Origin of the sequence: Micromonospora auratinigra, assembly GCF_900089595.1 — a bacterium.
Taxonomy (GTDB): domain Bacteria; phylum Actinomycetota; class Actinomycetes; order Mycobacteriales; family Micromonosporaceae; genus Micromonospora; species Micromonospora auratinigra.
On record NZ_LT594323.1, the window covers coordinates 3233060 to 3256409 of the forward strand.

The window sequence follows — 23350 nt, forward strand, 5'->3', positions numbered from 1 at the left end:
CTCGCTACGGGTGGCGTCGCTGGCCGACGCCACAGCGCTGAAACCAATGTTCCGCCCGGTCACGACTTGCCCGCAATCCACAGGCTCGCGAAGACCAGCGCGACGATGCCGACCAGGAAGATCGCCAGACCCTCGGTCGACGGGCCGTACCGGCCCAGGTTGAAACCGCCCTGGTCCTGGTCGGTCTTCAGGGTCTCCTGGATGTAGGCGATGATGTCCGCCTTCTGCTCCGGAGTGATCTGGTTGTCGCCGAACACCGGCATGTTCTGCGGGCCGCTCAGCATGGCGGCGTAGATCTGCCGGTCGCTGGCCGGCTTCAGGCTGGGCGCGTACTTGCCCGAGGAGAGCGCGCCGCCGCCCGCGCCGAACGCGTGGCACTGCGAGCAGTTGATCCGGAACAGCTCGCCACCGGTGGAGAGGTTGGCGCCCTCGCGCAGGTTGCCCTGCGGCACCTGCGGGCCGCCGCCGAGCTCCTGGATGTACTGGCCGAGCTGGCGGACCTGCTCGTCGGTGAAGACCGGAGGCTTCCGCATGGCCTGGGCCTCCTGCCGGGCCATCGGCATGCGGCCGCTGCTGACCTGGAACTCGACCGAGGCCGACCCGACGCCGATCAGGCTCGGACCACGTCCCTCGACGCCCTGGGCGTTGCGACCGTGACAGGTCACACAGCTCACGTCGAACAGCGCCTTGCCCTCGTTGGCGGCGGCGCTCAGGGGCGGGTTGTCCTGCGCCTGCACGCCGGGGGCGAAGACGGTGTAGGCGCCGCCGGCCAGCGTCAGCGCGGCGATCAGGCGGACCGCGGCACCCAGCCGGCGGCGGCCCCTGCTGCGCGCCACGGGCCGCCCGCGCAGCCGCGCGAGCAGACCGCGTCGGCGGTCGTTGTCAGAAGTCATGACCTGTGTCCTTAACCGGTTGGACCTTGTCTCAGGGGACGGAGCAGCGGCGCGGTACGTGACGCGCCAAGATCACTGGAGCCAGTAGATCATGGCGTAGAGCCCGATCCACACGACGTCCACGAAGTGCCAGTAGTAGGACACGACGATGGCCGACGTCGCCTGCGCCGGGGTGAACCGGCCCATGGTGGTGCGGATCATGAAGATGATGAACGCGATCAGACCGCCGGTCACGTGCAGGCCGTGGAAGCCGGTGGTGAGATAGAACATCGACCCGTACCCGTCGGCGTTGATCTTGACGCCCTCGTGGACCAGGTTGCGGTACTCGTTCGCCTGGCCGAGGACGAAGATCAGACCCATCACGAAGGTGATCGTGAACCACCGGCGGAGGGCGTGCACGTCGCCCTTCTCGGCCGCGAAGACACCGAGCTGGCAGGTCACCGAGGACAACACCAGGATCACCGTGAAGGTGGTCGCGTAGGGGATGTTGAGGACCTCGGTGTGCTTCTCCCACTGCTCCGGCGCCGCCGCGCGGATCGAGAAGTACATCGCGAACAGCGCCGCGAAGAACATGAGTTCGCTGGAGAGCCACACGATCGTCCCGACGCTGACCATGTTGGGACGCGTCAGGGAGTGGATCCGGCTCTTGTCAATGGCTGGGGCCGCAGTCACGCGGTCATTATTGCCCTTGACCGGGACCGAGGATCAGCGGGGTGGCAAACCTGTGCCGTCAAAGGCCCGATCGGGGTCGTCCGCTTCGCCTGACCTACCCTGAAAAGCGTGCTGCACGTCGATCAGATCCTCGCCGCCACCTCGGACGCCTCCGCGTCCCTGGCGAGCGGCGGCAGCGTCCCGCCGCCGTTCACCGTCGCCCGGGTCTTCACCGAGTTCGAGCTGAACAGCTGGCTGACCCTCGGGCTGCTGCTCGCCGCCGGCCTCTACCTCTACGGCGTCCACCGGCTGCGGCTGCGCGGCGACCACTGGCCGGTGCTGCGCACCGTCTGCTTCCTCGGCCCCGGCCTGGGCGGCATCGCCGCCGTGACGCTCAGCGGGCTGGGCGCGTACGACACCACGCTGTTGTCGGTGCACATGGTGCAGCACATGGTGCTGTCCATGATCGCGCCGATCTTCCTGGCCCTCGGCGCGCCGGTCACCCTGGCCCTGCGCACCCTGCCGGTGCGGCCCCGCAAGCGGCTGCTGGCGATCGTGCACAGCCGGGTCGCCAAGGTCTACAGCTTCCCGCTGGTGGCGTTCGCCATCTTCGTGGTGAACCCGTTCGCGCTCTACTTCACCGATCTCTACCACTACACGCTCCAGCACGAGTGGGCGCACGAACTGGTGCACGCCCACTTCATCGCCACCGGCTGCGTGTTCTTCTGGCCGCTGCTGGGCCTGGACCCGCTCCCCGGCCGCTGGCCGTACCCGGCCCGGGCGCTGCTGATGCTGCTCTCCGTGCCGTTCCACACGGTGCTCGGGCTGACCATCATGCAGAGCACCACGCTGCTCGGCGGCGACTGGTACCCGTCGCTGGGCCTGGCCTGGTCCGACCCGCGCAACGACCAGGTGGTGGCCGGCGGCGTGCTCTGGGCCGGCGGCGAGATCGTCAGCGTCACCATGCTGGCCGTGCTGGTCGTACAGTGGATCAAGCAGTCCGAGCGCGAGGCCCGCCGGATGGACCGCGAGCTGGACCGCCAGGAGGCCCGCCAACGCGCCGCGGAGACCGCGGCCTGAGCCCCGCGAGGGCGGGCGGTCCGGCCGGATGTGACGCCCGCTACGATCAGCGGGCAGCTACGAGGTGGGAGCCAAGCCAGCCATGAGTGAGCGTGTGTGCACCGTCCTGCTCTACAGCGACGACCCCAAGGTCCGCGACCGGATGCGGCTGGCCGTCGGCACCCGGCCCGCGCCCGGCCTGGAGATCGAGTTCGTGGAGGCCGCCGCGTACGCCGAGTGCGTCCGGCTGGTCGACGACTACGAGATCGACCTGCTCCTGCTCGACGGTGAGGCGTCCCCGGGCGGGGGCATCGGCATCGCCCGGCAGATCAAGGACGACCGGGACGACGCCCCGCCGACCTGCGTGGTGATCGCCCGGGCGGCCGACCGCTGGCTGGCCGCGTACGCCGAGGTCGACGCCACCCTCACCTACCCGCTCGACCCGGTGACCGCCGGCACCACGGTCGCCGAACTGCTGCGCCGCACGCACGCCGCGGCCTGAACCAGCCCCCGACGGCTCCCCCGCGGCGCATCCGACGCCGCGGCGCGGAGCCGTCGTCCGGTGCCACGTCGACGCGGCCGTGGCCCGTCGCCACACCCGCAATCCACGCCGCTCGGGAGGCCCGCCATGGGCGATCGGACCTGGCCGCTTCTGCTCAACGCGCTGCTGCGCGGTGAGGAGCTCTCCACCGCCGACACCGCCTGGGCGATGGACGAGATCATGACCGGCGCGGCCGGCCCGGCCCAGATGGCCGGTTTCGCGGTGGCACTGCGCGCCAAGGGCGAGACCCCCGCCGAGCTGGCCGGCCTGGTGCAGGCGATGCTGGGCCGGTCGGTCGAGGTCGAGCTGCCCGAGGAGATCCGGGCCACCGCGCTGGACGTGGTCGGCACCGGCGGCGACCTCGCCCACACGGTCAACATCTCCACCATGACCGCGCTGGTGGTGGCCGGCGCCGGGGTGCGCGTGGTCAAGCACGGCAACCGTGCCGCCTCCTCCTCCTGCGGCACCGCCGACCTGCTGGAGCACCTCGGCATCCCGCTGGACCTCGACCCCGAGCAGGTGGCCCGCTGCGTGACCGAGGCCGGGATCGGCTTCTGCTTCGCGGCCCGGTTCCACCCGGGCATGCGCCACGCCGGCCCGGTCCGGCGCGAGGTGGGCGTGCCCACCTTCTTCAACTTCCTCGGCCCGCTGACCAACCCCGCCCGCCCCCGGGCCGGCGCGGTCGGCTGCTTCGACCTGCGGATGGCCCCGGTGATGGCGGCCGTCTTCGCGGCCCGCGGCGACTCGGTCGTGGTGATGCGCGGCGAGGACGGGCTGGACGAGTTCACCACCGCCGCCCCCACCCGCCTCTGGGTGGCCCAGCAGGGCACGGTCAGAGAGGCGCTGGTGGACGCGGTGGACCTCGGGGTACCCCGGGCCACCCTCGCCGACCTGCGGGGCGGAGACGCCACGTACAACGCCGGGGTGGCCCACCGGCTGCTGGCCGGGGAGACCGGCCCGGTGCGCGACGCGGTGCTGGTGAACGCCGGGGCGGCGCTGGCCACCCAGGGCCCGCTCGACGGGGACCTGACCGGGGCGCTGCGGGCCGGCATGGACCGGGCCGCCGAGTCGATCGACTCGGGCGCCGCAGCGGCCGCCCTGGACCGCTGGCTCGACGTCGCCCGCAGCCTCTGACCGACGGGTCCGGCCGGGAAAGTGTCGGACCGGCGTGCCAAACTACGCGGGAGTAATTTTCCGATTTCCGCCGATGGTGACCGTGTCGCCCGGCGGCGCCGGAACGAGAGGAGACGCCCGTGTCGGACCGCGAGCTCTACTGCGACACCTGCGAGGGCGTGGTGCTGTTCGAGACGCCGCCCTGCGCCGACGGGCACGACGCCGACTGCCCCGAGCTGGTCTGCACCGGCTGCGGCGGGGCCGTGCTGATCGCCACCTTCGCCTTCCGCGCCCCGCGCCTGGCCCACCGCCGCGCCGTTCCCCGCCGCCGCGCCGCCTGAGCGCCCCTCTCCCCCGTCCCTCGGCCTCACCGCGACCTGCCCCGACCCGGTCTCGCCCCGCCCGGCCCACCTCGGCCCGGTCCGGTCCGGTGATCAAGGGGTTGCGTCGGGATCCGCGTCCCGGCCGACACAAAATCCTTGATCGACGCAGCGGTCGGCGGGGGCGGCGCGGGGCGGGGCGGGTGGAGATCCGGTCGGGGGGCGGGTGGGTGTGCGGAGAGGCCCGCGTCCCCGGTGGGGACGCGGGCCTCTCGACGCCGTCAGGTCAGTGCTCGGCGGTCCGGCGGGTGCCGGTGTAGTACTCGAAGAGCAGGCCGCAGGCGGCGAAGATCACGGCCACCAGGCCCGCGCCCAGCAGCCAGGCCTGCCAGTAGACCAGGCCGAGGCCGGCGATCGCGGCGGACAGGGCCAGGCCGAACGGCCAGTAGCTGCCCGGGCTGAAGAAGCCGATCTCGCCCGCGCCGTCGGCCATCTCGCCGTCCGGCCGGTCCTCCGGCCGCAGGTCGATACGGCGCGAGACGAACCAGAAGAAGCCGCCGCACATGGTGGTGAGCAGGCCCGACAGGAGCAGGGCCACGGTGCCGACCCACTCGACCCGGCCGGAGTCGCCGGCCGTCCAGGCGCCGTAGAGGATCGTGGCGCCGAACAGGAACGTCGAGATGATCAGGAAGATCTTCCACTCGGTCTTCATGCCGGCCCCCTCAGCTGCCCGTACCGGCCGACGCGTCGGTCGGGTTGAAGTTGCTCTTGGTACGCCGGGTGTCGAACGGCTCGGTCGTCTCGGCGTACGGCTTCTGACCGATCGCGGTGAGCGCCTCCTGGGTCGACTTGCCGGCCTTCTTGGCCGCCAGGAACTGCTCGTACTTCTCCGGCGAGACGACCCGCAGCTCGAAGTTCATGAAGGCGTGGTAGCTGCCGCACAGCTCGGCGCAGCGGCCGACGTACGCGCCCTCCTGGTCGATGCTGGAGACCTCGAAGGTGTTGCGGATGCTGCCCGGCATGACGTCGCGCTTGAAGAGCAGCTCCGGCACCCAGAACGAGTGGATGACGTCGCGGCTGGTCTCCTCGAACCGGATCGACTTGCCGGTCGGCAGCACCAGGATCGGGATGACCTCGCTGGTGCCCAGCGTCGAGGCGACAGTGTTGGCGTCCCGGCCCTGGCCGTCGCGGTAGTTGAACTGCCAGTTCCACTTGAAGGCGACGACCTCGACGGTGACGTCCGGGTTCTTCGACTCCTTGATCACGTCGGTCTGCACGACCGCCGTGTAGTAGAAGAGCACGGAGACCACGAGGATCGGCGCGATGGTGTAGAGGAACTCCATCGGCAGGTTGTAGCGGGTCTGCACCGGCAGCTCGTTGCCACGCTTCCGGTAGCGGATCACGCACCAGAAGATGAGGCCCCAGACGAACACGCCGACCGCGAGCGCCGCGATGCAGGACGCGATCCACAGGTCGTACATCCGGTGCGACTCGGGCGTGATCCCGCCCTGCGGCCAGCCGAAGCCGGCGAACGTCTTGCCGACGTCGCAACCGGTGAGCGAGACCAGCAGCGCCACGGCGCCGAGACCGAGCCCGGCGAGCCGACCAGCACCACGCCGCCGGCGTCCACCGGCCCCTGGGGAAGCGCTGTGCCGTACGGCCGACGACCGTACCTCCGAACTCCTTGCGACCACCTGGTCCTGCCTCCCTAGCGCGCCGCGGCGGTTCTTTCTCTCAGCACCGACGGCAAAGGCGTCACCGACGGTCGCAGATTACTCGACCATGACGGGCCTGACCGTGTTGGGGTCACTCTGCGCCCCCATCGGGGGGATCATGGCGGTACCGGGGCGATAGCGTTGCTACCCGTGAGCGCATCCCCGGTCTACCTGGACGCGGCCACCGCCGCCCCGCTGCACCCGGTCGCGCGACAGGCGCTGCTGGCCGCCCTCGACGACGGCTGGGCCGACCCGGACAAGCTCTACGGCCGGGCCCGGCGGGCCCGGCAACTGCTCGACGCCGCCCGCGAGGCCACCGCGGACACCCTCGGCGTCCGCGCCGACGAACTCTCCTTCACCCCCAGCGGTACGACCGCGGCGCACGCCGCCGTGCTGGGTGGGCTGACCGGGCGGCGGCGGGTCGGGAACCGGCTGGTGCACTCCGCGATCGAACACTCGGCGGTGCTGCACGCCGCCGAGCGGCACGTGGCGGGCGGGGGCGCGGCGGACTCCGTACCGGTGGACCGGTGGGGCCGGCTGGACCTGGACGCCTGGGCAGCGGCGGTGGCCACGCCGGGCGTCGCGCTGGCCGCGCTGATCGGCGCGAGTCACGAGGTGGGCACCGTGCAGCCGGTGCCAGCGGCGGCCGAGCTGTGCGCCGAGGCGGGCGTGCCGCTCTACGTCGACGCGGCGCAGCTGGTCGGCCGGGCCGCGCTGCCGGCCGGCTGGTCGGTGCTGAGCGCCAGCGCGCACAAGTGGGGTGGGCCACCCGGCGTGGGCCTGCTGGTGGTCCGCAAGGGCACCCGGTGGGAGTCGCCGTACCCGGCCGACGGGCGGGAGTCGGGGCGTACCCCCGGGGTGGTGAACCTGCCGGCGGTGGTGGCGGCGGCGGCGAGCCTGCGCGCGGCGGCGGCCGACGCGGCGGCCGAGGCGGCCCGGCTGGCCCCGCTGGTGGACCGGATCCGGGCCCGGGTGGCGGCGGAGGTGCCGGACGTGGAGGTGGTCGGCGACCCGGTGGACCGCCTGCCCCACCTGGTCACCTTCTCCTGCCTGTACGTGGACGGCGAGGCGCTGCTGCACGCCCTGGACCGGCGGGGTTTCGCGGTCTCCTCCGGCTCCTCCTGCACCTCGTCCACGCTGCGGCCGTCGCACGTGCTGGAGGCGATGGGAGTGCTCTCGCACGGCAACGTACGGGTGTCGCTGCACCGGGAGAGCAGCGCGGCGGACGTCGAGCGGTTCCTCGACGAGCTGCCCGGCATCGTGGCCGACCTGCGCGCCGAGGCCGGGGTGACCGGGCTGTGAGCGAGCCGGACGAGGTGCTCGACTGCCGGGGCCAGCGCTGCCCGCTCCCGGTGATCAATCTCGCTCGCCGGCTGCCCGACCTGCCGCCCGGCGCGATCGTCCGGGTGCTCGCCGACGACCCGGCGGCGGCGGTGGACATCCCGGCCTTCTGCCGCCTGCGCGGTCACGAGTTCCTGGCCGCCCACCCCGACCGGGGTCCCGCCTACGACGTCCGCCGCACCGGCTGACCCGCCGCCGGGGTCAGCGGAGGTAGGCGAGGATGCCGGGGAGCGGGTCGACGTCCACCGTGGTGTCGACGACCAGGCGGGGGCCGATCAGCGGCTCGTACCCGGCCCGGCGCAGCAGGACCTGGTCCCAGGTCGGGGCGAGCGGGTCCGGCTCGGCCGGCAGCCGGGACTCGACCCGGCGACGGTGCTCGGCCTCGTCCCCGCAGTGCACCTCGACCACCCGCAGCGGCACGCCGGCCCGTTCGGCCAGGTCGTGCCAGAGGCCCCGGGCGGCGGCCACCGGGTTCACCGCGTCGACCACCACGCTCAGGCCCAGCCCGAGCTGCACCTCGGCCAGCCCGGCGACCGCGCCGTAGGCGGCCATCCCGGGCACGTCGCCGACCAGGCCGTAGCGGTGCAGCGCCCGCTCGACGGGGTCGACCGGCAGGACCGGGGCGCGCAGGGCGGCGCCGACCCGGACGGCGAGAGTGGTCTTGCCCACGCCGGGCAGCCCGGCGAAGGCGACCAGCACCGGGCCGCCCGCGGCGGGGCGGGGCGCGCCCGGGTCCGCGCCGCCGTCCGGGGCGGACGCCGCCGTGCTCACGGCAGCAGGTGCGGCCGCACGTCGTCGGCGGCCTCGTCACCGTACGACTCGGCGAGCCGCTTCACGAACAGGTCCCGGCGCACCTCGTACTCCTGGCCGCCGAAGTTCTCCAGCACCAGGGTGGCGAGCAGGCAGCCCACCTGGGCCGCCCGCTCCAGCCCGACGCCCCAGTTGAGCGCGGCGAAGAAGCCGGCCCGGAAACCGTCGCCGACACCGGTCGGGTCGACCGCCTGGATCTCCCGGGCGATCGGCACTCGGATGGTGGCGAAGTCCCGGCCGGCGATCTCCACCCCCTGCTTGCCCAGCGTGGTGACCCGCACCTTCACCCGCTCCAGCAGCTGCTCGTCGGTGAGCCCGGCCTTGTTCTGCAGCAGCGACTTCTCGTACTCGTTGGTCATCAGGTAGTCGGCGCCGTCGATCAGGCCGAGCACGTCCGCGCCGTCCATCCGGGCGAGCTGCTGCGAGGGGTCGGCCACGAAGGCGTACCCGCGCTCCCGGCACTCCGCGGAGTGCCGGATCATCGCGGCCGGGTCGTTGGCGCTGACCAGCACCAGGTCGAGCCCGTCGAGGCGCTGCGCCACGGGGGCCAGCTCGATGTTGCGGGCCTCGCTCATCGCGCCGGCGTAGAACGAGGCGATCTGGCACATGTCCAGGTCGGTGGTGCAGACGAAGCGGGCGGTGTGCGCCACCTCGCTGACGTGCACCGAGTCGCAGTCGACCCCGTGCCGCTCCAGCCAGGACCGGTAGTCGGCGAAGTCGGCGCCGACCGCGCCCAGCAGCACCGGACGCAGGCCCAGCTGGGCCATGCCGAAGGCGATGTTGGCGGCGGTGCCGCCGCGCCGGAGCACCAGCTCGTCGACGAGGAAGGACAGGGAGACCTTGTCCAACTGGTCGGCGATGAGCTGCTCGGCGAAACGGCCGGGGAAGCTCATCAGGTGGTCGGTCGCGATCGAGCCGGTCACGGCGATCTTCATGTCAACCCTCGTGGTCGGGAGCACGGCGCGGGTCAGCCTACCGGTCGCCTCGGTGCGGTGGTCGCAGGTCGGTCGACGAGCGGTCGACCCCCGGCCACCGGCCGGACACCTGCCGGTGGCACGAACGGCGGCACCGCCGCCCGGACGAAGCGCGGCGGGGCCGCCCCACCAGGGGCGGCCCCGCCGTCGTGCTCGCTCCGGCGACCCGGACGCGTGGGTCGACTCAGCTGAAGGAGTCGCCGCAGGCGCAGGAGTTGCCGGCGTTCGGGTTGTCAATGGTGAAGCCCTGGGCGTCGATCCGGTCGGCGAAGTCGATCGTCGCGCCGGTCAGGTAGGGGGCGCTCATCCGGTCGACGACGACCTCGACACCGTCGTAGTCGGTGACGATGTCACCGTCGAGCGACCGCTCGTCGAAGAAGAGCTGGTACCGCAGGCCGGAGCAGCCGCCCGGCTGCACGGCGACCCGGAGCCGCAGGTCGTCGCGGCCCTCCTGCTCGATCAGGGCCTTGACCTTCTGCGCCGCGACGTCGGTGAGGACGACGGTGCTGGAGGCCTGGGCCTCGGTCGACTCGGTCTGCGCTGGCGTGGTCACGTGGAAATCTCCCTGCGCGGTATGGGTCCGGACGCACTGGCCAACGTCACGCGCCCGCCAGTGATTCCCGGTGTGGTCCAGCTCCGATCGTACGCCGCCCGGCCCGGGGTCACCTCCGGTGCGGTTACCGGGCGCGGGTGAGCCGCGCCGCAGCCGGGCCGGCAGGGCCCGGCCGCCCCGCGTGGGGCCGGTCAGCGGCTCCACTGCCCGGCGAGCCGGGCGCCGAGCGCGCGCAGCCCTTCGGCGGGCCGCTCCAGCGCCGCCGCCAGGCCGCCGCGCTCCTCGCCGCCGAAGTGCTCCACCAGGCTGTACGCGTCGGTCACACCGGCCGCCGCGGCCTCCCGCCGGCCGGTGCTGACCTGCCCGGCCAGCACCACGCAGGGCACCCCCCGGTCCCGGGCCGCCCCGGCCACCCCGGCGACCACCTTGCCGCGCAGCGACTGGTGGTCGAAGGAGCCCTCACCGGTGATCACCAGGTCGGCGGCGTCCAGCGCGGCGTCCAGCCCGATGGCGCGGGTGACCAGCCCGATGCCGGACTCGCAGCGCCCGCCCAGCGCCAGCAGCGCCGCGCCCAGCCCGCCGGCCGCGCCCCCGCCGGGCAGCGCGCCGAGCCCGGCCGGGCAGCCGGGCAGCTCCCGCTCCAGCAGCTCGGCCCAGCGCTCCAGGGCCGCGTCGAGCAGCAGCACGTCCTCCCGGGTGGCGCCCTTCTGCGGGCCGTACACGTTGCTGGCCCCGTGCAGGCCGAGCAGCGGGTTGTCGACGTCGGTGGCGGCGACCAGCGCGACGCCGCGCAGCCGGGGCGCGCCGTCCAGCGCGGCGACCGCGGCCAGCGCGGACCCGCCGTACGGCAGGGCCCGGCCGGCGGAGTCCAGCGCGGTCACGCCGAGCGGGGTGAGCATGCCGGCACCCCCGTCGTTGGTGGCCGAGCCGCCCAGCCCGGTCACCACGGTCCGCGCCCCCGCCTCCACGGCGGCGGCGACCAGCAGCCCCAGCCCGTACGAGGTGGTCGCCTTCGGGTCCCGCTCGGCGGCGGCGAGCAGGTGCAGCCCGCAGGCCTGGGCGCTCTCCAGGTAGGCGGTGCCGTCGTCGGTGAGCAGGATCTCACCGGCGACCGGCCGGCCCAGCGGGTCGACCGTCGGCACCGGCAGCCGCCGCCCGCCCAGTGCCCCGGCCAGCACGGCGACGAAGCCCGGACCGCCGTCGGCCAGCGGCCGGAGCACCAGCTCGTCGCCGGGGGACACGGTCCGCCAGCCCTCGGCCACCGCCGCGGCCACCTCCGGGGCCGGCAGGGTGCCGGCGAACTTGTCGGGGCAGAGCAGCACGCGCATGCCGTGCAGTGTGGCAGGCCACACCGGGGGCGGCTGCGCGCCGGCCACGCTGTGGGACCATGGGAGGCGTGACTTCGACCTGGGTTGAGCCCTCCAACACCGCCACTGCGCTGCTGCTCCTCGGCCGCGGCAGCGACCCCGCCACCGAGCGTGGCGTGGAGTGTCCGGGCGACCTTCCCGCGCCGAGCGACCCGGACCTGGTGGCCCGGGCGGCGGCGGCGAAGGCCGCGCTCGGCACGAAGGTCTTCGTGCTCGGCCACCACTACCAGCGCGACGAGGTGATCCAGTTCGCCGACGTGACGGGCGACTCGTTCAAGCTGGCCCGGGAGGCGGCGGCCCGCCCCGACGCGGAGTACATCGTCTTCTGCGGCGTGCACTTCATGGCCGAGAGCGCGGACATCCTCACCTCGGACGACCAGAAGGTGATCCTGCCCGACCTGGCCGCCGGCTGCTCGATGGCCGACATGGCCGTGCTGTCGCAGGTCGAGACCGCCTGGGACGTGCTGACCGAGGTGGGTGTCGCGGCGGACACCGTCCCGGTGACATACATGAACTCCTCGGCCGACATCAAGGGCTTCGTCGGCCGGCACGGCGGTGTGGTCTGCACCTCCTCCAACGCCAAGCGGGCCCTGGACTGGGCCTTCGAGCAGGGGCAGAAGGTGCTCTTCCTGCCCGACCAGCACCTGGGCCGCAACACGGCGGTGCTGGAGATGGGCCTCTCGCTGGACGACTGCGTGCTCTACGACCCGCACAAGCCGGGCGGCGGGCTCACCCCGGAGCAGCTCCGGGACGCGAAGATGATCCTCTGGCGCGGGCACTGCTCGGTGCACGGCCGCTTCACCCTGGACAGCGTCAACGACGTCCGGGAGCGGGTGCCGGGGGTCAACGTCCTGGTCCACCCGGAGTGCCGGCACGAGGTCGTCACCGCCGCCGACTTCGTGGGCTCGACCGAGTACATCATCAAGGCCATCGAGGCGGCCCCGGCCGGCTCGGCGTGGGCGGTCGGCACCGAGCTGAACCTGGTGCGCCGGCTGGCGCTGGCCCACCCGGACAAGCAGATCATGTTCCTCGACCGGGCGGTCTGCTACTGCTCGACGATGAACCGGATCGACCTGCCGCACCTGGTGTGGGCGCTGGAGGAGCTGGTCGCGGGGCGGGTGGTCAACCAGATCACCGTCGACCCGGAGACCGCGCGCCACGCCCGGGCCGCGCTGGACCAGATGCTCGCCCTGCCGGGCGCCTGATCACCCACGGTCACATCACCGGCACGGAAACGCGCCGAATTACCGGTTCGTGCCGGCGCTGGTGATGTGACCGATTCCATTTTCGTCACGGAGGGCTATGCTGCCTCCGGCGACGACACACGCGGGGCGTTTTTCCGCGGCCGCATTTCGGGTACCGATGCAGATCGTGATCCCGCCATCCACACGGGCAGTACCAACGCGCTGGAGGTTGCGTTGACCGACGACGTCCTGGTCGTACACGGAGGAACTCCGCTGCAAGGGCGGATCCGCGTGCGCGGCGCGAAGAACCTGGTCTCCAAGGCGATGGTCGCCGCCCTGCTGGGGGACACTCCCAGCCGGCTGTTCGACGTGCCGCGGATCCGGGACGTCGAGGTGGTCCGCGGGCTGCTCGGCCTGCACGGCGTCAAGGTGAGCGACGGTGAGGAGGAGGGCGAGCTCGTCTTCGACCCGTCGAACGTCGAGAGCGCCAGCACCGACCAGATCAACGTGCACGCCGGCTCCAGCCGGATCCCGATCCTGTTCTGCGGCCCGCTGCTGCACCGGCTCGGCCACGCGTTCATCCCCGACCTGGGCGGCTGCCACATCGGGCCGCGCCCGATCGACTTCCACCTCCAGGCGCTGCGCGAGTTCGGCGCGACGGTCGAGAAGACCCCGGAGGGCCTGCACCTCTCCGCGCCCAACGGGCTGCACGGCACGAAGTTCGCGCTGCCGTACCCGAGCGTGGGCGCCACCGAGCAGGTGCTGCTCACCGCGGTGATGGCCGAGGGCGTCACCGAGCTGCGCAACGCCGCCGTCGAGCCCGAGATCGTCGACCTGATCTGCATCCTGCAGAAGATGGGCGCGATCATCAAGGTGCACACCGACCGGGTGATCGAGATCCAGGGCGTGAAGCGGCTCAGCGGCTACACCCACCGGCCCATCCCGGACCGGATCGAGGCGGCGAGCTGGGCGGCCGCCGCGCTGGCCACCCGCGGCCACGTCGAGGTGCTCGGCGCGCAGCAGGCCGACATGATGACCTTCCTGAACATCTTCCGCTCGGTCGGCGGCGAGTACGAGGTCACCGACCTGCGGCCGCCGCGCGGCGGCAAGCCCGGCCAGGAGGGCGGCATCCGCTTCTGGCACCCGGGCGGCGAGCTGAACGCGGTGGCGCTGGAGACCGACGTCCACCCCGGCTTCATGACCGACTGGCAGCAGCCGCTCGTGGTCGCGCTGACCCAGGCCCGCGGCCTGTCGATCGTCCACGAGACGGTCTACGAGCAGCGGCTCGGCTACACCGAGGCGCTGAACACGATGGGCGCCAACATCCAGGTCTACCGGGACTGCCTGGGCGGCACCCCGTGCCGCTTCGGCCGGCGCAACTTCAAGCACTCCGCGGTGATCGCCGGCCCGAGCAAGCTGCACGCGGCCGACCTGGTCATCCCGGACCTGCGGGCCGGCTTCAGCCACCTGATCGCGGCGCTCGCCGCCGAGGGCACCTCCCGGGTGTACGGCGTCGACCTGATCAACCGCGGCTACGAGGACTTCGAGGCCAAGCTGGCCGACCTGGGCGCGCACGTCGAGCGTCCCTGACCCACCCGCGTCCCCGGCACGACACCGTGCCGAGGACGTGACCACGCGCCCGGTGCACCCGCGATGTGCACCGGGCGCGGCTGTTTGGCTACCCTTGCCGGCGTGCCGTCGCTGTTTCGCCGCAAGCCCACCGACCTGGTCGAGGAGTCCGTCACCACGGTGACGACCGACGAGGCGTCCACCGCTGACCGCCCCCGGGGCTACACGCCCGCGAAGGGGCGCGAGACCCCGAAGCGACCCGGCGCCGGCCGGCGTCCGGGCGCGCCCAGCAAGCCGCTGACCAAGGAGGAGGCCCGGGAGCAGCGCCGGACGGCCCGCGCCGAGGCGGCGGCGGAGTTCCGCCGGGAGGGCGGCCCCCGCGACCGGGGCCCCGAGCGGCTGCTCGCGCGCAACGTGGTCGACTCCCGCCGTACCGTCGGCACCTGGTTCTTCGGTGGCGCGCTGATCGTGCTGATCGGCTCCAACCAGGCCATGCCGGCGGTCGTCCGGCTGCTCTCCAACGTGCTGTGGGGGCTGCTGGCGCTCGGTGTGGTGATCGACTCGGTGCTGATCTCCCGCAGGATCAGGAAGCTGGTGCGGGAGCGCTTCCCGCGCAGCACCGAGAAGCTCGGCTCGCTCTACTTCTACGCGATCATGCGCTCGATCACGTTCCGCCGGATGCGCGCCCCCGCGCCCCAGGTGAACATCGGCGACAAGATCTGAGGCTCTCCCCTCGGAGCTGTCGAAACGGGGCCCCTTCCTATACGCCAGGCGTCAGGAGGGGGCCCTTCCCTTCCGCCGGGGTGCGGTAGAGGCGGGCGATGACCTCCTCGATGTCCGGCTCGACGATCGAGATGTCGCGCAGGCTCGCCAGCCCGCCCAGGCCGGCGACCACCTGCGCGACGGTCGCCGACTCCAACTCGAAGACCAGCCGGTGCCCGTCCGCCTCCACCCGGACCAGCGGCGCGCCCGGCAGCGTCGGCGGCTCGGTCAGCACCCCGTCCAGCTCGGCCACCACCAGCCGGCGGGAGCCGTAGCGGCTGTGCAGGGCGGCGATCGAGCCGTCGTGCACCACCCGGCCGTGGTCGATGACCACCAGCCGGCGGCAGAGCCGCTCGATGTCGGCCAGATCGTGGGTGGTCAGCACCAGGGTGGTGTCCCCGGCCCGCCCCAGCTCCGCCAGGAAGCCCCGGACCGCCTGCTTGCTCACCACGTCCAGCCCGATCGTCGGCTCGTCCAGGAAGAGCACCTCGGGGCCGTGCAGCAGGGCCGCGGTCAGCTCGCCGCGCATCCGCTGGCCGAGGGAGAGCTGCCGGACCGGGGTGTCCAGGAACTCGTCCAGGTCGAGCAGGCCCCGGCAGCGGGTCAGCCGGGCCGCGTGGTCGCCCGGCGGCACCCGGTAGACGTGCCGGAGCAGCGCGAACGAATCGCGCAGCGGCAGGTCCCACCAGAGCTGCGAACGCTGCCCGAACACCACGCCGATGCGCAGCGCCAGCCGGGTGCGCTCGGCCACCGGACGCAGCCCGCAGACCCGCGCGTCGCCCGCCGACGGCATCAGCACGCCGGTGAGCATCTTCAGGGTGGTCGACTTGCCGGCACCGTTCGGGCCGATGTACCCGACCATCTCGCCCCGCTCGACCCGCAGGTCGATCCCGTCGACCGCGGTGACCGTCCGCTTCTCCCGGCGCAGCCGGCCGGCCCGTACCCGGACGGTGAACTCCTTGCGCAGGCCGTTCATCTCGATGACGCTCATGACCCCGTGCTCCGGTAGTGACGGATACCGACGCGCCACGCCAGGGCGGCGAGCGCCGCGGCGACCAGCGCCACCCCCGGCGCGGCCCACCCCACCCAGCCGGGCAGGCCGAGCGGGTCGGCCCGGCCCAGCAGGGCCAGCGCCGGGTGGTAACTGACGAAGGCGAAACCCAGCCCGTACGCGAAGATCGTCCGGAACCAGCCGCCGTAGACGGTCACCGGGTACGAGGTGAAGTCGCGCCCGCCGTAGGTGACCGAGTTGGCCAGCTCGCCCGAGTCGACCCAGTAGAACGACACGGTGGCGGTGGCCACGAAGAACGCGCCGAAGAAGACGATCCCGGCGAGCGGGGCGACCACCACCAGCACCAGCCGGGCCGGCGTCCACGCGATACCGGCCGAGGTGACCGCCACCACCAGCACGGCCAGCCCGAAGACGCTCCGGGACAGCTTGCGGACCGGCAGGTCCATCAGCAGCAGCTGGGGCAGCGCGGCCAGCGGCCGGACCAGGACCGCGTCGAAGAGCCCGGTGCGGACGTAGCGGGGCAGCCGCTCGATGTTGCCGACCAACAGGTCGGCGGTGGCGAACGCGAACGACGACAGGCCGACGATCACCAACGTCTCGCGCAGGGTGAAGCCGCCCAGTTCCCGGGTCACTCCGAAGAGCACCAGCACGGTGACCACGTCGAACACGGTCGCCCCGACGTTGCCGACCAGGTCCACCACGAACGACGTCCGGTACGCGGCCTGCGAGCGGGCCTGCGCCCCCAGCAGCGCCCGGTACGCCGCCAGCCGCCCCGCCCGGTCGGCCACCCGGGCATCGGGCCCGCCGTCGCGTACGCCGGCCGGATCCGGGCCGGCCAGGGTCACCGGCTCAGCCACCCTGCACCACCAGCTTGTGCTCGGCCCGGCGCTGCACCAGCCGGCAGAGGGCCAGCAGCGCGACCGCCCAGCCGACCTGGAGCCCGACCAGAACGAGCTGCTGCGGCATCGGCTCCCGCTCGACCAGCACGTCGAGCGGGGTCTGGAACAGGCTCGGGAACGGGGTGGCGTAGCGCAACGCCGTCTCCAACCAGCCGGGGAGGAAGCCGAGCGGGAAGTACAGACCGGCCAGCACGCCGGAGAAGAGGGTCCAGAGGATCATCGGCCCCCGCACGTCCTGCAGCCAGTACGCGGTCGCGTTGACCAGGTAGCGGCAGGCGAAGCAGACGATCACCGCCAGCAGCACCGAGCCGGCGAAGAGCGGCAGGGTGGCCCACCGGTGCGGCACGTACACCGCGAAGAAGAGCGGGCCGGTCAGCACCGGGGGGATCATGCGGGCCAGCGCGGCGAAGCCGGCGCGGCCCAGGTCGGTGGCGAGGTAGCTGGTCACCGGGTGGACCGGGCGGAGCAGGTCGGCGGCGATCTCGCCGGTGCGGATCCGGTCGGCCAGCTCGGACCAGCCCCAGATCGCGATCACCGCCAGCAGGCCCTGCGCGGCCCAGACGTAGCTGGCGAGCTGGGCGCGGTCGTAACCGGCGGCGCGGCCGGCACCGTCGGCCACGGCCAGGAAGATGTAGCAGCGGAGGAAGCCGAACACGGTGTTGGTGACGACGCCGGCCACGGCGGCCTGCCGGTAGGTGGCGTGTCGCCGGAATCCGGCTACCGCTATCGCGCCGAATGTCCGAATCCATCGGGTAACGTTTGACTCCGTGGGCGGTGCCACAGTGGCGGTGACAGAGCCCACGCCGCTACCCTCCTTCCGCAGCCAGACGTGCCGGACCGAGCGACTCTACCGGCAGGTCCGGTGCCCAGCGCGACAATTTCCGACGAGGTGACATCGCCGTGAGCGAGCGACGCGAGCCGGCCCCGGGGCCGCGCCGCGCGAGCGGCGACCGGGCCCCGCGATGAGCGGCTACGACCGCTGGCGCGAGCTGGCCGAACCCGCGTGGGCCGCCGAGCCGACCCACGAGTGGCGTCCGCAGTTCCCCGGGCAGCGCTACCCGGGCGACATCGGCCTCGAACACCTCACCCCACCCGCACCACGGGGCCGGGCGGCCGTCGTCGGCCGCGCCGAGGTCCAGCCGGTCAGCCCGGCGCCGGTGGAGGACGCGTACCCGGTCAGCCCCGCCGGCCCCGACGGCCGACGCGGCACGTACCCCGTCAGCCCGGCCGGCCCCGACGGCCGACGCGGCACCTACCCGGTCAGCCCGGCCGGCCCCGACGGCCGACGCGGCACCTACCCGGTCAGCCCGGCCGGCCCCGACGGCCGACGCGGCACCTACCCGGTCAGCCCGGCTCCGGTGGACCCGCGGGGGCCGGGTCCCGGTGAGCGGCGCGGGCACCCGGACGGCGACGGCCGGCCCGACGCGCCCGCCGACGGGCGACGGACCTGGGCCGACCGCCGGCAGCCGCACCCCGACGACCGGGACGACCGGCGCGGTCCCGGCTGGACGCCCGGCCGGGAGCAGCCCGCCGCCGGGTGGGACGACCGCGCCGACCAGCGCTGGGTACGCCCCGAGCCGGGGCGGCGGGACGCGGCCGGTCACCGCCCGGTCGCCCCCGGATCCGAGCCCGGCTGGCTGCCGGAGCCGGGCGAGTACCCGCCGCACCCGCAGCAGCGTCGAGGCCAGACCCCTCCCCCGCGCGGCCCGGTGGACCGCCGCGACGCCGGCCGGGACGGTTGGCGCGAGCCGGTGCGCGGCGCGCGACCTGAGCCCGACCCCGGGCGTCCGGTGGACCGGCGCGACCCCGGCCGCCGTGCCCCCGGACAGCCGGGCTGGGACGACCGCCGCGAACCACGCCTGGACCGCCGCGACATCGACGGGCGGGGATCCCGGCACGAGCCGGGTGTCGCCCGTCCGGCGGACGCCCGGGACCCCGGTTTCGGCCGGCCGGCCGAGCACCGGGTCGACGGCCCGCGGCGCGACGCCGACCCGTACCGTCCGACGGACCCGCACCGCCCCGAGGACGGCCGGTACGGCGCGCCCCGCCCCGCCGCCTTCCGCCCCGACGACCGGTGGGAGGGCCGGCGTCCCCCGGTCGAGCCCGGTCGCCCGCAGCCCGAGCAGTGGCCGGTCGTCGAGCGCCGGCCGCGCACCGAGCCCACCGTCCAGCGCCCCGACGAGCGCCAGCGCCCACCGCTGGGCCCGGACGGCCGGCCGACGCCGGGCCGGGACGGCCGCCCACCGCTGGGCCCGGACGGCCGGCCGACGCCGGGCCGGGACGGCCGCCCACCGCTGGGCCCGGACGGCCGGCCGCTGCGTCCGGTCGACGAGTCGACCCGGTACGACGGTCGCCGTCCCGACGGCCCCCACCCGACGTCCGGTGCACCCGAGTCGACCGGCCGACGCCCGGAGCACCCCGGCCACCGGCCCGAGCAGGTGGCACCGCGACCCGAGTCGACAGGTCCACGGCCCGGAACCGTCGGCCCGCGACCCGAATCGGTCGGTCCGCGGCCGGAGTTCCCGGCCCGCCCGCAGGAGCGTCCGGCGGAACCACGGCCGACCCGGCCCGGCGACGTCCGTCCGGCTGCCCAGGGTCGGGGCACGGCACCGGACGTACCGGCGTGGAGCGGGCCGCGCGTACCGGACGAACCCGCCGCCCGGACCCGTCCCGAAGAGGTGGAGAACCGGCGGACGCCACCGCTGCACTCCGGTCCGGCGGCCCCGGCCCGGTCGGACCAGCCGCGGGACGCGGCCCTCCCCGCCGCCCCGGCCCGGCCCGGGTCCGCGGAACGGCCCGACCCGCGCCCGACCGCGCCCGTGTCCGGCCCGCCCGGGCCCGGCGGCACCGGCCTGGACGCGCCCGTGTCCGGCGTCCCGGTGTCCGGTGCGCCCACCTCCGGCGTGCCGGTTCCCGGCACCCCGGTCCTGGACGCTCCGATTTCCGTGCCACCCGCGGCGCACCTGCGCGTCGAATTCCTGCCGGCCCCGCCGCCGGCGGCAGCACCGGACCTGCCGGAACCGGTCGACACCGGCCGTCCACCGGTCTCCGCGCCGCCGGCCACCACCGCCCGGCCCGTCTCCGCGCCGCCGGCGGCCGGCCCGCCGGTCTCCGCGCCACCCTCGCCGGCCGAGCCGGTCTCGGCACCACCGGCCGGCACCCGACCGGTCTCCGCACCGCCCGTGACGACCCAGCCGGTCTCCGCGCCGCCGGCCGCCACCCGACCGGTCTCCGCGCCACCCTCGCCGGCCGAGCCGGTCTCGGCCCCGCCGGCCACGACCCAGCCGGTCTCCGCACCACCGGCCGCCACCCGACCGGTCCCCGCGCCACCCGTGACGACCCAGCCGGTCTCCGCACCACCGGCCGCCACCCGACCGGTCTCCGCACCGCCCGTGACGACCCAGCCGGTCTCCGCACCACCGGCCGCCACCCGACCGGTCTCCGCACCGCCGGTCTGGTCGGCCGGAGCCGGCCGGCCCGGGCCCATGGAGGCGGGCGCACCGGGACCGGCATCCCGACCGGCAGCCCCGGCACCCTCGGCCGCTGCGACGGCACCGGTTCCCGGTCCCGTCGTCGGCGGGCCCGCTCCCGAGGCACCGGCCCTGGCCGAGCCGGCCGGCCCTGCGCCGCAGGTGATGCGGGCTGGCCCCGCGTCGGCGCCGCCGGCGTATCCCGGTGCCCGCCCGAGCGAGCCGACCGAGGTCGCCGCACCCTCCGGCGGGAACCCCGCCACGGCCCCGGTGGCACCCGGCCCCGCCGTGGAGAGCGGCCGCGTCGACCCACCGCGCCCGGACCGCCCGGTGCACCAGTCCTCGTCCCAGGGCGCTCCGACGGTCGAGGGGCCGCAGGCCTGGTTCCGGCCGAGCCAACCCGCGCCGACGGCCCCGGCCGCTTCCTCGCCGTCCGCCTCCCAGGGGTCGACGGCAGCGGCGCCGACCGGTCCGGCAGCCGGACGGCCGGTCGACGCACCCCCGGTCTGGGCTCCGCCGGCCCGGCCGGTCGCCGCGCCCCCGACCGCCACGCCGCCGTCCTCCACCACGCCACCCGCCGCCATGCCGGTGTCGGGGTCGCCCGCGCCGGTCCCGCCGGGCACCGTGACGGACGAGCGGGCCCGTCCCGCCGCCGCCGACCCGCCGGTGGTCGAGCCGCCGCAGCGGTACGGGGAGAGCCCGGCCCGCAACGCACCGCGCGTACCGGAGGCGGCCGCCAGGAGCCGACCCGAGGCGGCGCCGACCGCCTCGGCCGACGCGGCTCCGCCCACCGACACCACCGCCGCGGTCCCCGACTTCGCCGTCGGCCCGGACGCCGACGGATCGACCGTCGACGGATCGCTCGCGATCCCGGCGGAGGTGGCCACGCCCGCCGTCCCGACCGAGGAGCGGGTCGCGTCGGAGGGACCCGGGGCCGGCTCCGACCCGGTCGACGTCCGGCCCGTTCCCGTTCCGCCCGGGCCCGCGCCCGACGCCGCTGCACCCGTGCTCGACCCGGCAACGGCCGCGCCCACCCGCCCGTCGAACGGGCCGGCGGCGGAGGGCTCGTCGCCGGATACGACGGATCCGGCCGCCACACCGGCCGACGACGACGCCGCGAGGACGGCAGAGGTCGGGCCGGCCCGGACGACGGGCGAGCCGGTCGGCCCCGGAGCGGAAGCCGGCCCGGAGCCAGCGGCGGTCCGCGCCCCGGATGCCACCGCCGGACCAGCGGCGGCCCGGGCCCCGGGTGCCACCGACGAGCCGGAGGTGGCACCGCAGCCGGAAGCGGTCCGCGCCCCAGCGGCCACCGCCGAACCGGAAGCGGTCCTCCGTGCCCCGGGGATCATCACCGGACCGGAGCCCGCGATCGAGCCGGTGGCGATCCGCGCCCGGGAGTCCGCCGCCGAACCGGAGTCCGCGGCCGAACCGGAGTCCGCGGCCGAACCGGAGAGCATCAGCGATCCGGAGGCCACCACCGCACCGGAGAGCATCAGCGATCCGGAGGCCACCGCCGCACCGGAGAGCTTCAGCGATCCGGAGTCCGCCGCCGAACCGGAGACCGCCACCGGACCGGAGGCAGTCCGAGACCCGGAGCCCACCACCGAGCCCGAGGACACCGCCGAACCGGAGGACACCGCCGGACCGGAGGACACCGGCGAGCCGGAAGCCGAGGCCGGACCGGCGAACGGCAGCGAGCCGGAGAACGGGCCGCCGCAGGCGGCAGCGCCGGTGGACGCGCCGGTCGTCACCGCACCGGCGGAGGCACCCCCGAGCGACCCGGAGCAGGCGCTGGCGGCGTTCCGCTGGCGACTGCACCCCGAGACGCTGCGCGAGGAGGCCCCCGATCCGGCGGCGCTCCGGGCGGTACGCGACGGGCTCACCACGAAGCTGGGCAGCGCGCTCGACAACCGCAGTCGGGCCCGGCTGCTGAGCCTGCGGTCGGTGGCCTCGCGGATCCTCGGTGAGCTGGACGACGCCCTCGCCGACGCGCGGCTGGCCCTCACGTACGCGGAAGCCACCGGCGAGTTGCGGCGGACCGCACTGGCCCGGGCGCGGCTGGCCGAGGTGCTGCGCTGGCGCGGCGAGCACGCGGAGGCCGACCGGCTCTTCGCCGAGGCGAACTCCACCGAGCTGCCCGACCGGCTGCGTGCCGTGCTGCACGAGCACGCCGGCCGCAGCTGCTACGACCAGGGCCGGCTGACCGAGGCGTGCCTGCACTTCGAGCGGGCCCTCGACCTGCGCCAGGGCGAGGACGCGGAGCTGAACGCGCGTACCTCGGTGGCGTTGGACGCGGTCGCGGCGCGGGCGGTGACCGGCGGTTTCGGGCCGAAGCCGCGCAGCCGGGAGACGGTCCTGGGCCGCGCCCGGTACCCGGTGCCGACCTTCGACGAGGAGCAGGAGCTCTGGGGGTACGCGGATGCCGACGGCAACCTGGTCGTCGCACACCGGTACGCCGAGGCGCAGCCGTTCCGCGAGGGGATGGCGTGGGTACGCCGGCCGGAGGCGTCCCGCTGGGCGCTGATCGACACCACCGGCGCGGCGCTGATCGAGGCGAACAACGGCTACCGGGCGGTGGGCTCCTTCGCCGAGGGGCTGGCCTGGGTGTCGATGGACGGCAAGGGCAGGTGGATGGCGGTCGACCCGACCAACATCGTGAAGATCCCGCCCGGGTACGAGGACGTCCGCCCGTTCCGGGGCGGTCTCGCGGCGGTCCGGCAGAACGGCGGCTGGGGCGCGGTGGACCGCACCGGCCAGCTGGTGGTGCCGACCCGGTACCACGGGTTGACCACCGCGCTGGCCGACGGGCGGCAGGTGGACGGCTTCACCGAGGAGGGGCTGGCCGGTGTGGAGCTGGCCGGCCGGCGGGGCGTGGTGGACCGTACCGGCCGGGTCCTCGTCGCGCCGGCGTACCCGACACTGGTGGTGCACCCGGTGGCCTTCCTGGTCAGCGACGACACCGGCCGCTGGGGCGCGTTGGACCGACGGGGCGGGCCGCTGCTCGACCCGGTGCACCCCGACCGGGCCGCCGTGGTCGCCGAGATCGAGCAGTTGCTCGCCGACACCAGCCCGGTGCTCTGACCCCCGGGGTCGCACCGGGTGAGCGACGGCCGCCGG

21 protein-coding genes are annotated in these 23350 nt (G+C 74.7%); 10 read left to right on the forward strand and 11 right to left on the reverse strand.

The features are described 5' to 3' along the window. Window positions 1–59: 59 nt before the first annotated feature. Both qcrC and ctaE read right to left on the reverse strand, forming a co-directional pair. The gene (gene qcrC / locus GA0070611_RS14165; protein ID WP_091664088.1) at window positions 60–893 is read right to left on the reverse strand and encodes a cytochrome bc1 complex diheme cytochrome c subunit; all 834 of its coding nucleotides are present in this window, start codon (window positions 891–893) and stop codon (window positions 60–62) included. A gap of 72 nt (window positions 894–965) precedes the next feature. Further along, window positions 966–1565, reverse strand: a complete 600-nt coding sequence (ctaE, locus tag GA0070611_RS14170; RefSeq protein ID WP_091664092.1) for an aa3-type cytochrome oxidase subunit III — start codon at window positions 1563–1565, stop codon at window positions 966–968. Window positions 1566–1673: 108 nt separating this feature from the next. On the opposite strand from ctaE, the gene GA0070611_RS14175 reads away from it, so the two are divergent. The 4 genes from GA0070611_RS14175 to GA0070611_RS14190 all read left to right on the forward strand — a co-directional run bounded on the left by GA0070611_RS14175 (window position 1674) and on the right by GA0070611_RS14190 (window position 4598). After that, window positions 1674–2624, forward strand: coding sequence for a cytochrome c oxidase assembly protein (locus tag GA0070611_RS14175; protein WP_091664097.1), 951 nt, complete (start codon window positions 1674–1676; stop codon window positions 2622–2624). Window positions 2625–2706: 82 nt separating this feature from the next. Then, entirely contained in the window at window positions 2707–3105 is a 399-nt protein-coding gene (locus tag GA0070611_RS14180) for a response regulator (RefSeq protein WP_091664102.1), read from the forward strand. A gap of 126 nt (window positions 3106–3231) precedes the next feature. After that, on the forward strand, window positions 3232–4278 hold the full coding sequence (trpD, locus tag GA0070611_RS14185) for an anthranilate phosphoribosyltransferase (RefSeq protein WP_091664106.1): 1047 nt from the start codon (window positions 3232–3234) through the stop codon (window positions 4276–4278). A gap of 119 nt (window positions 4279–4397) precedes the next feature. Next, entirely contained in the window at window positions 4398–4598 is a 201-nt protein-coding gene (locus tag GA0070611_RS14190) for a hypothetical protein (protein WP_091664111.1), read from the forward strand. Between the two features lie 265 nt (window positions 4599–4863). Here GA0070611_RS14190 and GA0070611_RS14195 read toward each other — a convergent pair whose 3' ends face one another. Next, the gene (locus tag GA0070611_RS14195; RefSeq protein WP_091664114.1) at window positions 4864–5289 is read right to left on the reverse strand and encodes a cytochrome c oxidase subunit 4; all 426 of its coding nucleotides are present in this window, start codon (window positions 5287–5289) and stop codon (window positions 4864–4866) included. Between the two features lie 10 nt (window positions 5290–5299). Beyond that, window positions 5300–6271, reverse strand: a complete 972-nt coding sequence (gene ctaC, locus GA0070611_RS14200; protein WP_091664115.1) for an aa3-type cytochrome oxidase subunit II — start codon at window positions 6269–6271, stop codon at window positions 5300–5302. A 171-nt stretch (window positions 6272–6442) separates the two neighbouring features. On the opposite strand from ctaC, the gene GA0070611_RS14205 reads away from it, so the two are divergent. After that, window positions 6443–7594: a cysteine desulfurase family protein gene (locus tag GA0070611_RS14205; RefSeq protein WP_091664119.1), complete on the forward strand. Its 1152-nt coding sequence runs from the start codon at window positions 6443–6445 to the stop codon at window positions 7592–7594. Continuing rightward, window positions 7591–7821 carry a sulfurtransferase TusA family protein gene (locus tag GA0070611_RS14210; protein ID WP_091664123.1) on the forward strand — a complete coding sequence of 77 codons (231 nt, stop codon included), beginning with the start codon at window positions 7591–7593 and terminating at the stop codon, window positions 7819–7821. The genes GA0070611_RS14205 and GA0070611_RS14210 overlap by 4 nt, the downstream gene beginning before the upstream one ends. 13 nt (window positions 7822–7834) lie before the next feature. On the opposite strand, the gene GA0070611_RS14215 is transcribed toward GA0070611_RS14210, so the two are convergent. The 4 genes from GA0070611_RS14215 to GA0070611_RS14230 all read right to left on the reverse strand — a co-directional run bounded on the left by GA0070611_RS14215 (window position 7835) and on the right by GA0070611_RS14230 (window position 11298). Then, complete coding sequence (locus GA0070611_RS14215) at window positions 7835–8404, reverse strand: AAA family ATPase (RefSeq protein ID WP_091664126.1); 570 nt, start codon at window positions 8402–8404, stop codon at window positions 7835–7837. Next, window positions 8401–9378, reverse strand: coding sequence for a carbohydrate kinase family protein (locus GA0070611_RS14220; protein ID WP_091664128.1), 978 nt, complete (start codon window positions 9376–9378; stop codon window positions 8401–8403). Before GA0070611_RS14220 ends, GA0070611_RS14215 begins: the two co-directional genes overlap by 4 nt. A gap of 223 nt (window positions 9379–9601) precedes the next feature. Then, on the reverse strand, window positions 9602–9970 hold the full coding sequence (gene erpA / locus GA0070611_RS14225) for an iron-sulfur cluster insertion protein ErpA (RefSeq protein ID WP_091664132.1): 369 nt from the start codon (window positions 9968–9970) through the stop codon (window positions 9602–9604). Window positions 9971–10161: 191 nt separating this feature from the next. After that, on the reverse strand, window positions 10162–11298 hold the full coding sequence (locus GA0070611_RS14230) for a glycerate kinase family protein (RefSeq protein ID WP_091672904.1): 1137 nt from the start codon (window positions 11296–11298) through the stop codon (window positions 10162–10164). A 68-nt stretch (window positions 11299–11366) separates the two neighbouring features. Here GA0070611_RS14230 and nadA point away from each other — a divergent pair, with 68 nt between their 5' ends. The 3 genes from nadA to GA0070611_RS14245 all read left to right on the forward strand — a co-directional run bounded on the left by nadA (window position 11367) and on the right by GA0070611_RS14245 (window position 14813). Further along, complete coding sequence (gene nadA / locus GA0070611_RS14235; protein WP_091664136.1) at window positions 11367–12542, forward strand: quinolinate synthase NadA; 1176 nt, start codon at window positions 11367–11369, stop codon at window positions 12540–12542. A gap of 213 nt (window positions 12543–12755) precedes the next feature. Further along, a complete protein-coding gene (gene murA, locus GA0070611_RS14240) occupies window positions 12756–14111 on the forward strand; it encodes a UDP-N-acetylglucosamine 1-carboxyvinyltransferase (RefSeq protein WP_091664140.1) in 1356 nt (451 codons plus the stop codon). Between the two features lie 63 nt (window positions 14112–14174). Then, window positions 14175–14813: a DUF3043 domain-containing protein gene (locus tag GA0070611_RS14245; protein WP_167604430.1), complete on the forward strand. Its 639-nt coding sequence runs from the start codon at window positions 14175–14177 to the stop codon at window positions 14811–14813. A 37-nt stretch (window positions 14814–14850) separates the two neighbouring features. Here the strand turns inward: GA0070611_RS14245 and GA0070611_RS14250 are convergent, their stop codons facing one another. The 3 genes from GA0070611_RS14250 to GA0070611_RS14260 all read right to left on the reverse strand — a co-directional run bounded on the left by GA0070611_RS14250 (window position 14851) and on the right by GA0070611_RS14260 (window position 17565). Next, window positions 14851–15843 carry an ABC transporter ATP-binding protein gene (locus GA0070611_RS14250; RefSeq protein ID WP_091664148.1) on the reverse strand — a complete coding sequence of 331 codons (993 nt, stop codon included), beginning with the start codon at window positions 15841–15843 and terminating at the stop codon, window positions 14851–14853. Next, window positions 15840–16631, reverse strand: coding sequence for an ABC transporter permease (locus GA0070611_RS14255; RefSeq protein ID WP_091672906.1), 792 nt, complete (start codon window positions 16629–16631; stop codon window positions 15840–15842). The genes GA0070611_RS14250 and GA0070611_RS14255 overlap by 4 nt, the downstream gene beginning before the upstream one ends. Window positions 16632–16713: 82 nt before the next feature. Then, a complete protein-coding gene (locus tag GA0070611_RS14260; protein ID WP_091664153.1) occupies window positions 16714–17565 on the reverse strand; it encodes an ABC transporter permease in 852 nt (283 codons plus the stop codon). A 160-nt stretch (window positions 17566–17725) separates the two neighbouring features. On the opposite strand from GA0070611_RS14260, the gene GA0070611_RS32240 reads away from it, so the two are divergent. Continuing rightward, complete coding sequence (locus GA0070611_RS32240) at window positions 17726–23314, forward strand: WG repeat-containing protein (RefSeq protein WP_269456366.1); 5589 nt, start codon at window positions 17726–17728, stop codon at window positions 23312–23314. Window positions 23315–23350: the final 36 nt, after the last annotated feature.

Coding starts and splice junctions, on each gene's coding strand:
- qcrC (WP_091664088.1), bottom strand. CDS start 893: ATGACTTCTGACAACGACCGCCGACGCGGTCTGCTCGCGCGGCTGCGC.
- GA0070611_RS14180 (WP_091664102.1), top strand. CDS start 2,707: ATGAGTGAGCGTGTGTGCACCGTCCTGCTCTACAGCGACGACCCCAAG.
- trpD (WP_091664106.1), top strand. CDS start 3,232: ATGGGCGATCGGACCTGGCCGCTTCTGCTCAACGCGCTGCTGCGCGGT.
- GA0070611_RS14195 (WP_091664114.1), bottom strand. CDS start 5,289: ATGAAGACCGAGTGGAAGATCTTCCTGATCATCTCGACGTTCCTGTTC.
- GA0070611_RS14220 (WP_091664128.1), bottom strand. CDS start 9,378: ATGAAGATCGCCGTGACCGGCTCGATCGCGACCGACCACCTGATGAGC.
- GA0070611_RS14230 (WP_091672904.1), bottom strand. CDS start 11,298: ATGCGCGTGCTGCTCTGCCCCGACAAGTTCGCCGGCACCCTGCCGGCC.
- GA0070611_RS14245 (WP_167604430.1), top strand. CDS start 14,175: ATGTGCACCGGGCGCGGCTGTTTGGCTACCCTTGCCGGCGTGCCGTCG.
- GA0070611_RS14250 (WP_091664148.1), bottom strand. CDS start 15,843: ATGAGCGTCATCGAGATGAACGGCCTGCGCAAGGAGTTCACCGTCCGG.
- GA0070611_RS32240 (WP_269456366.1), top strand. CDS start 17,726: ATGAGCGGCTACGACCGCTGGCGCGAGCTGGCCGAACCCGCGTGGGCC.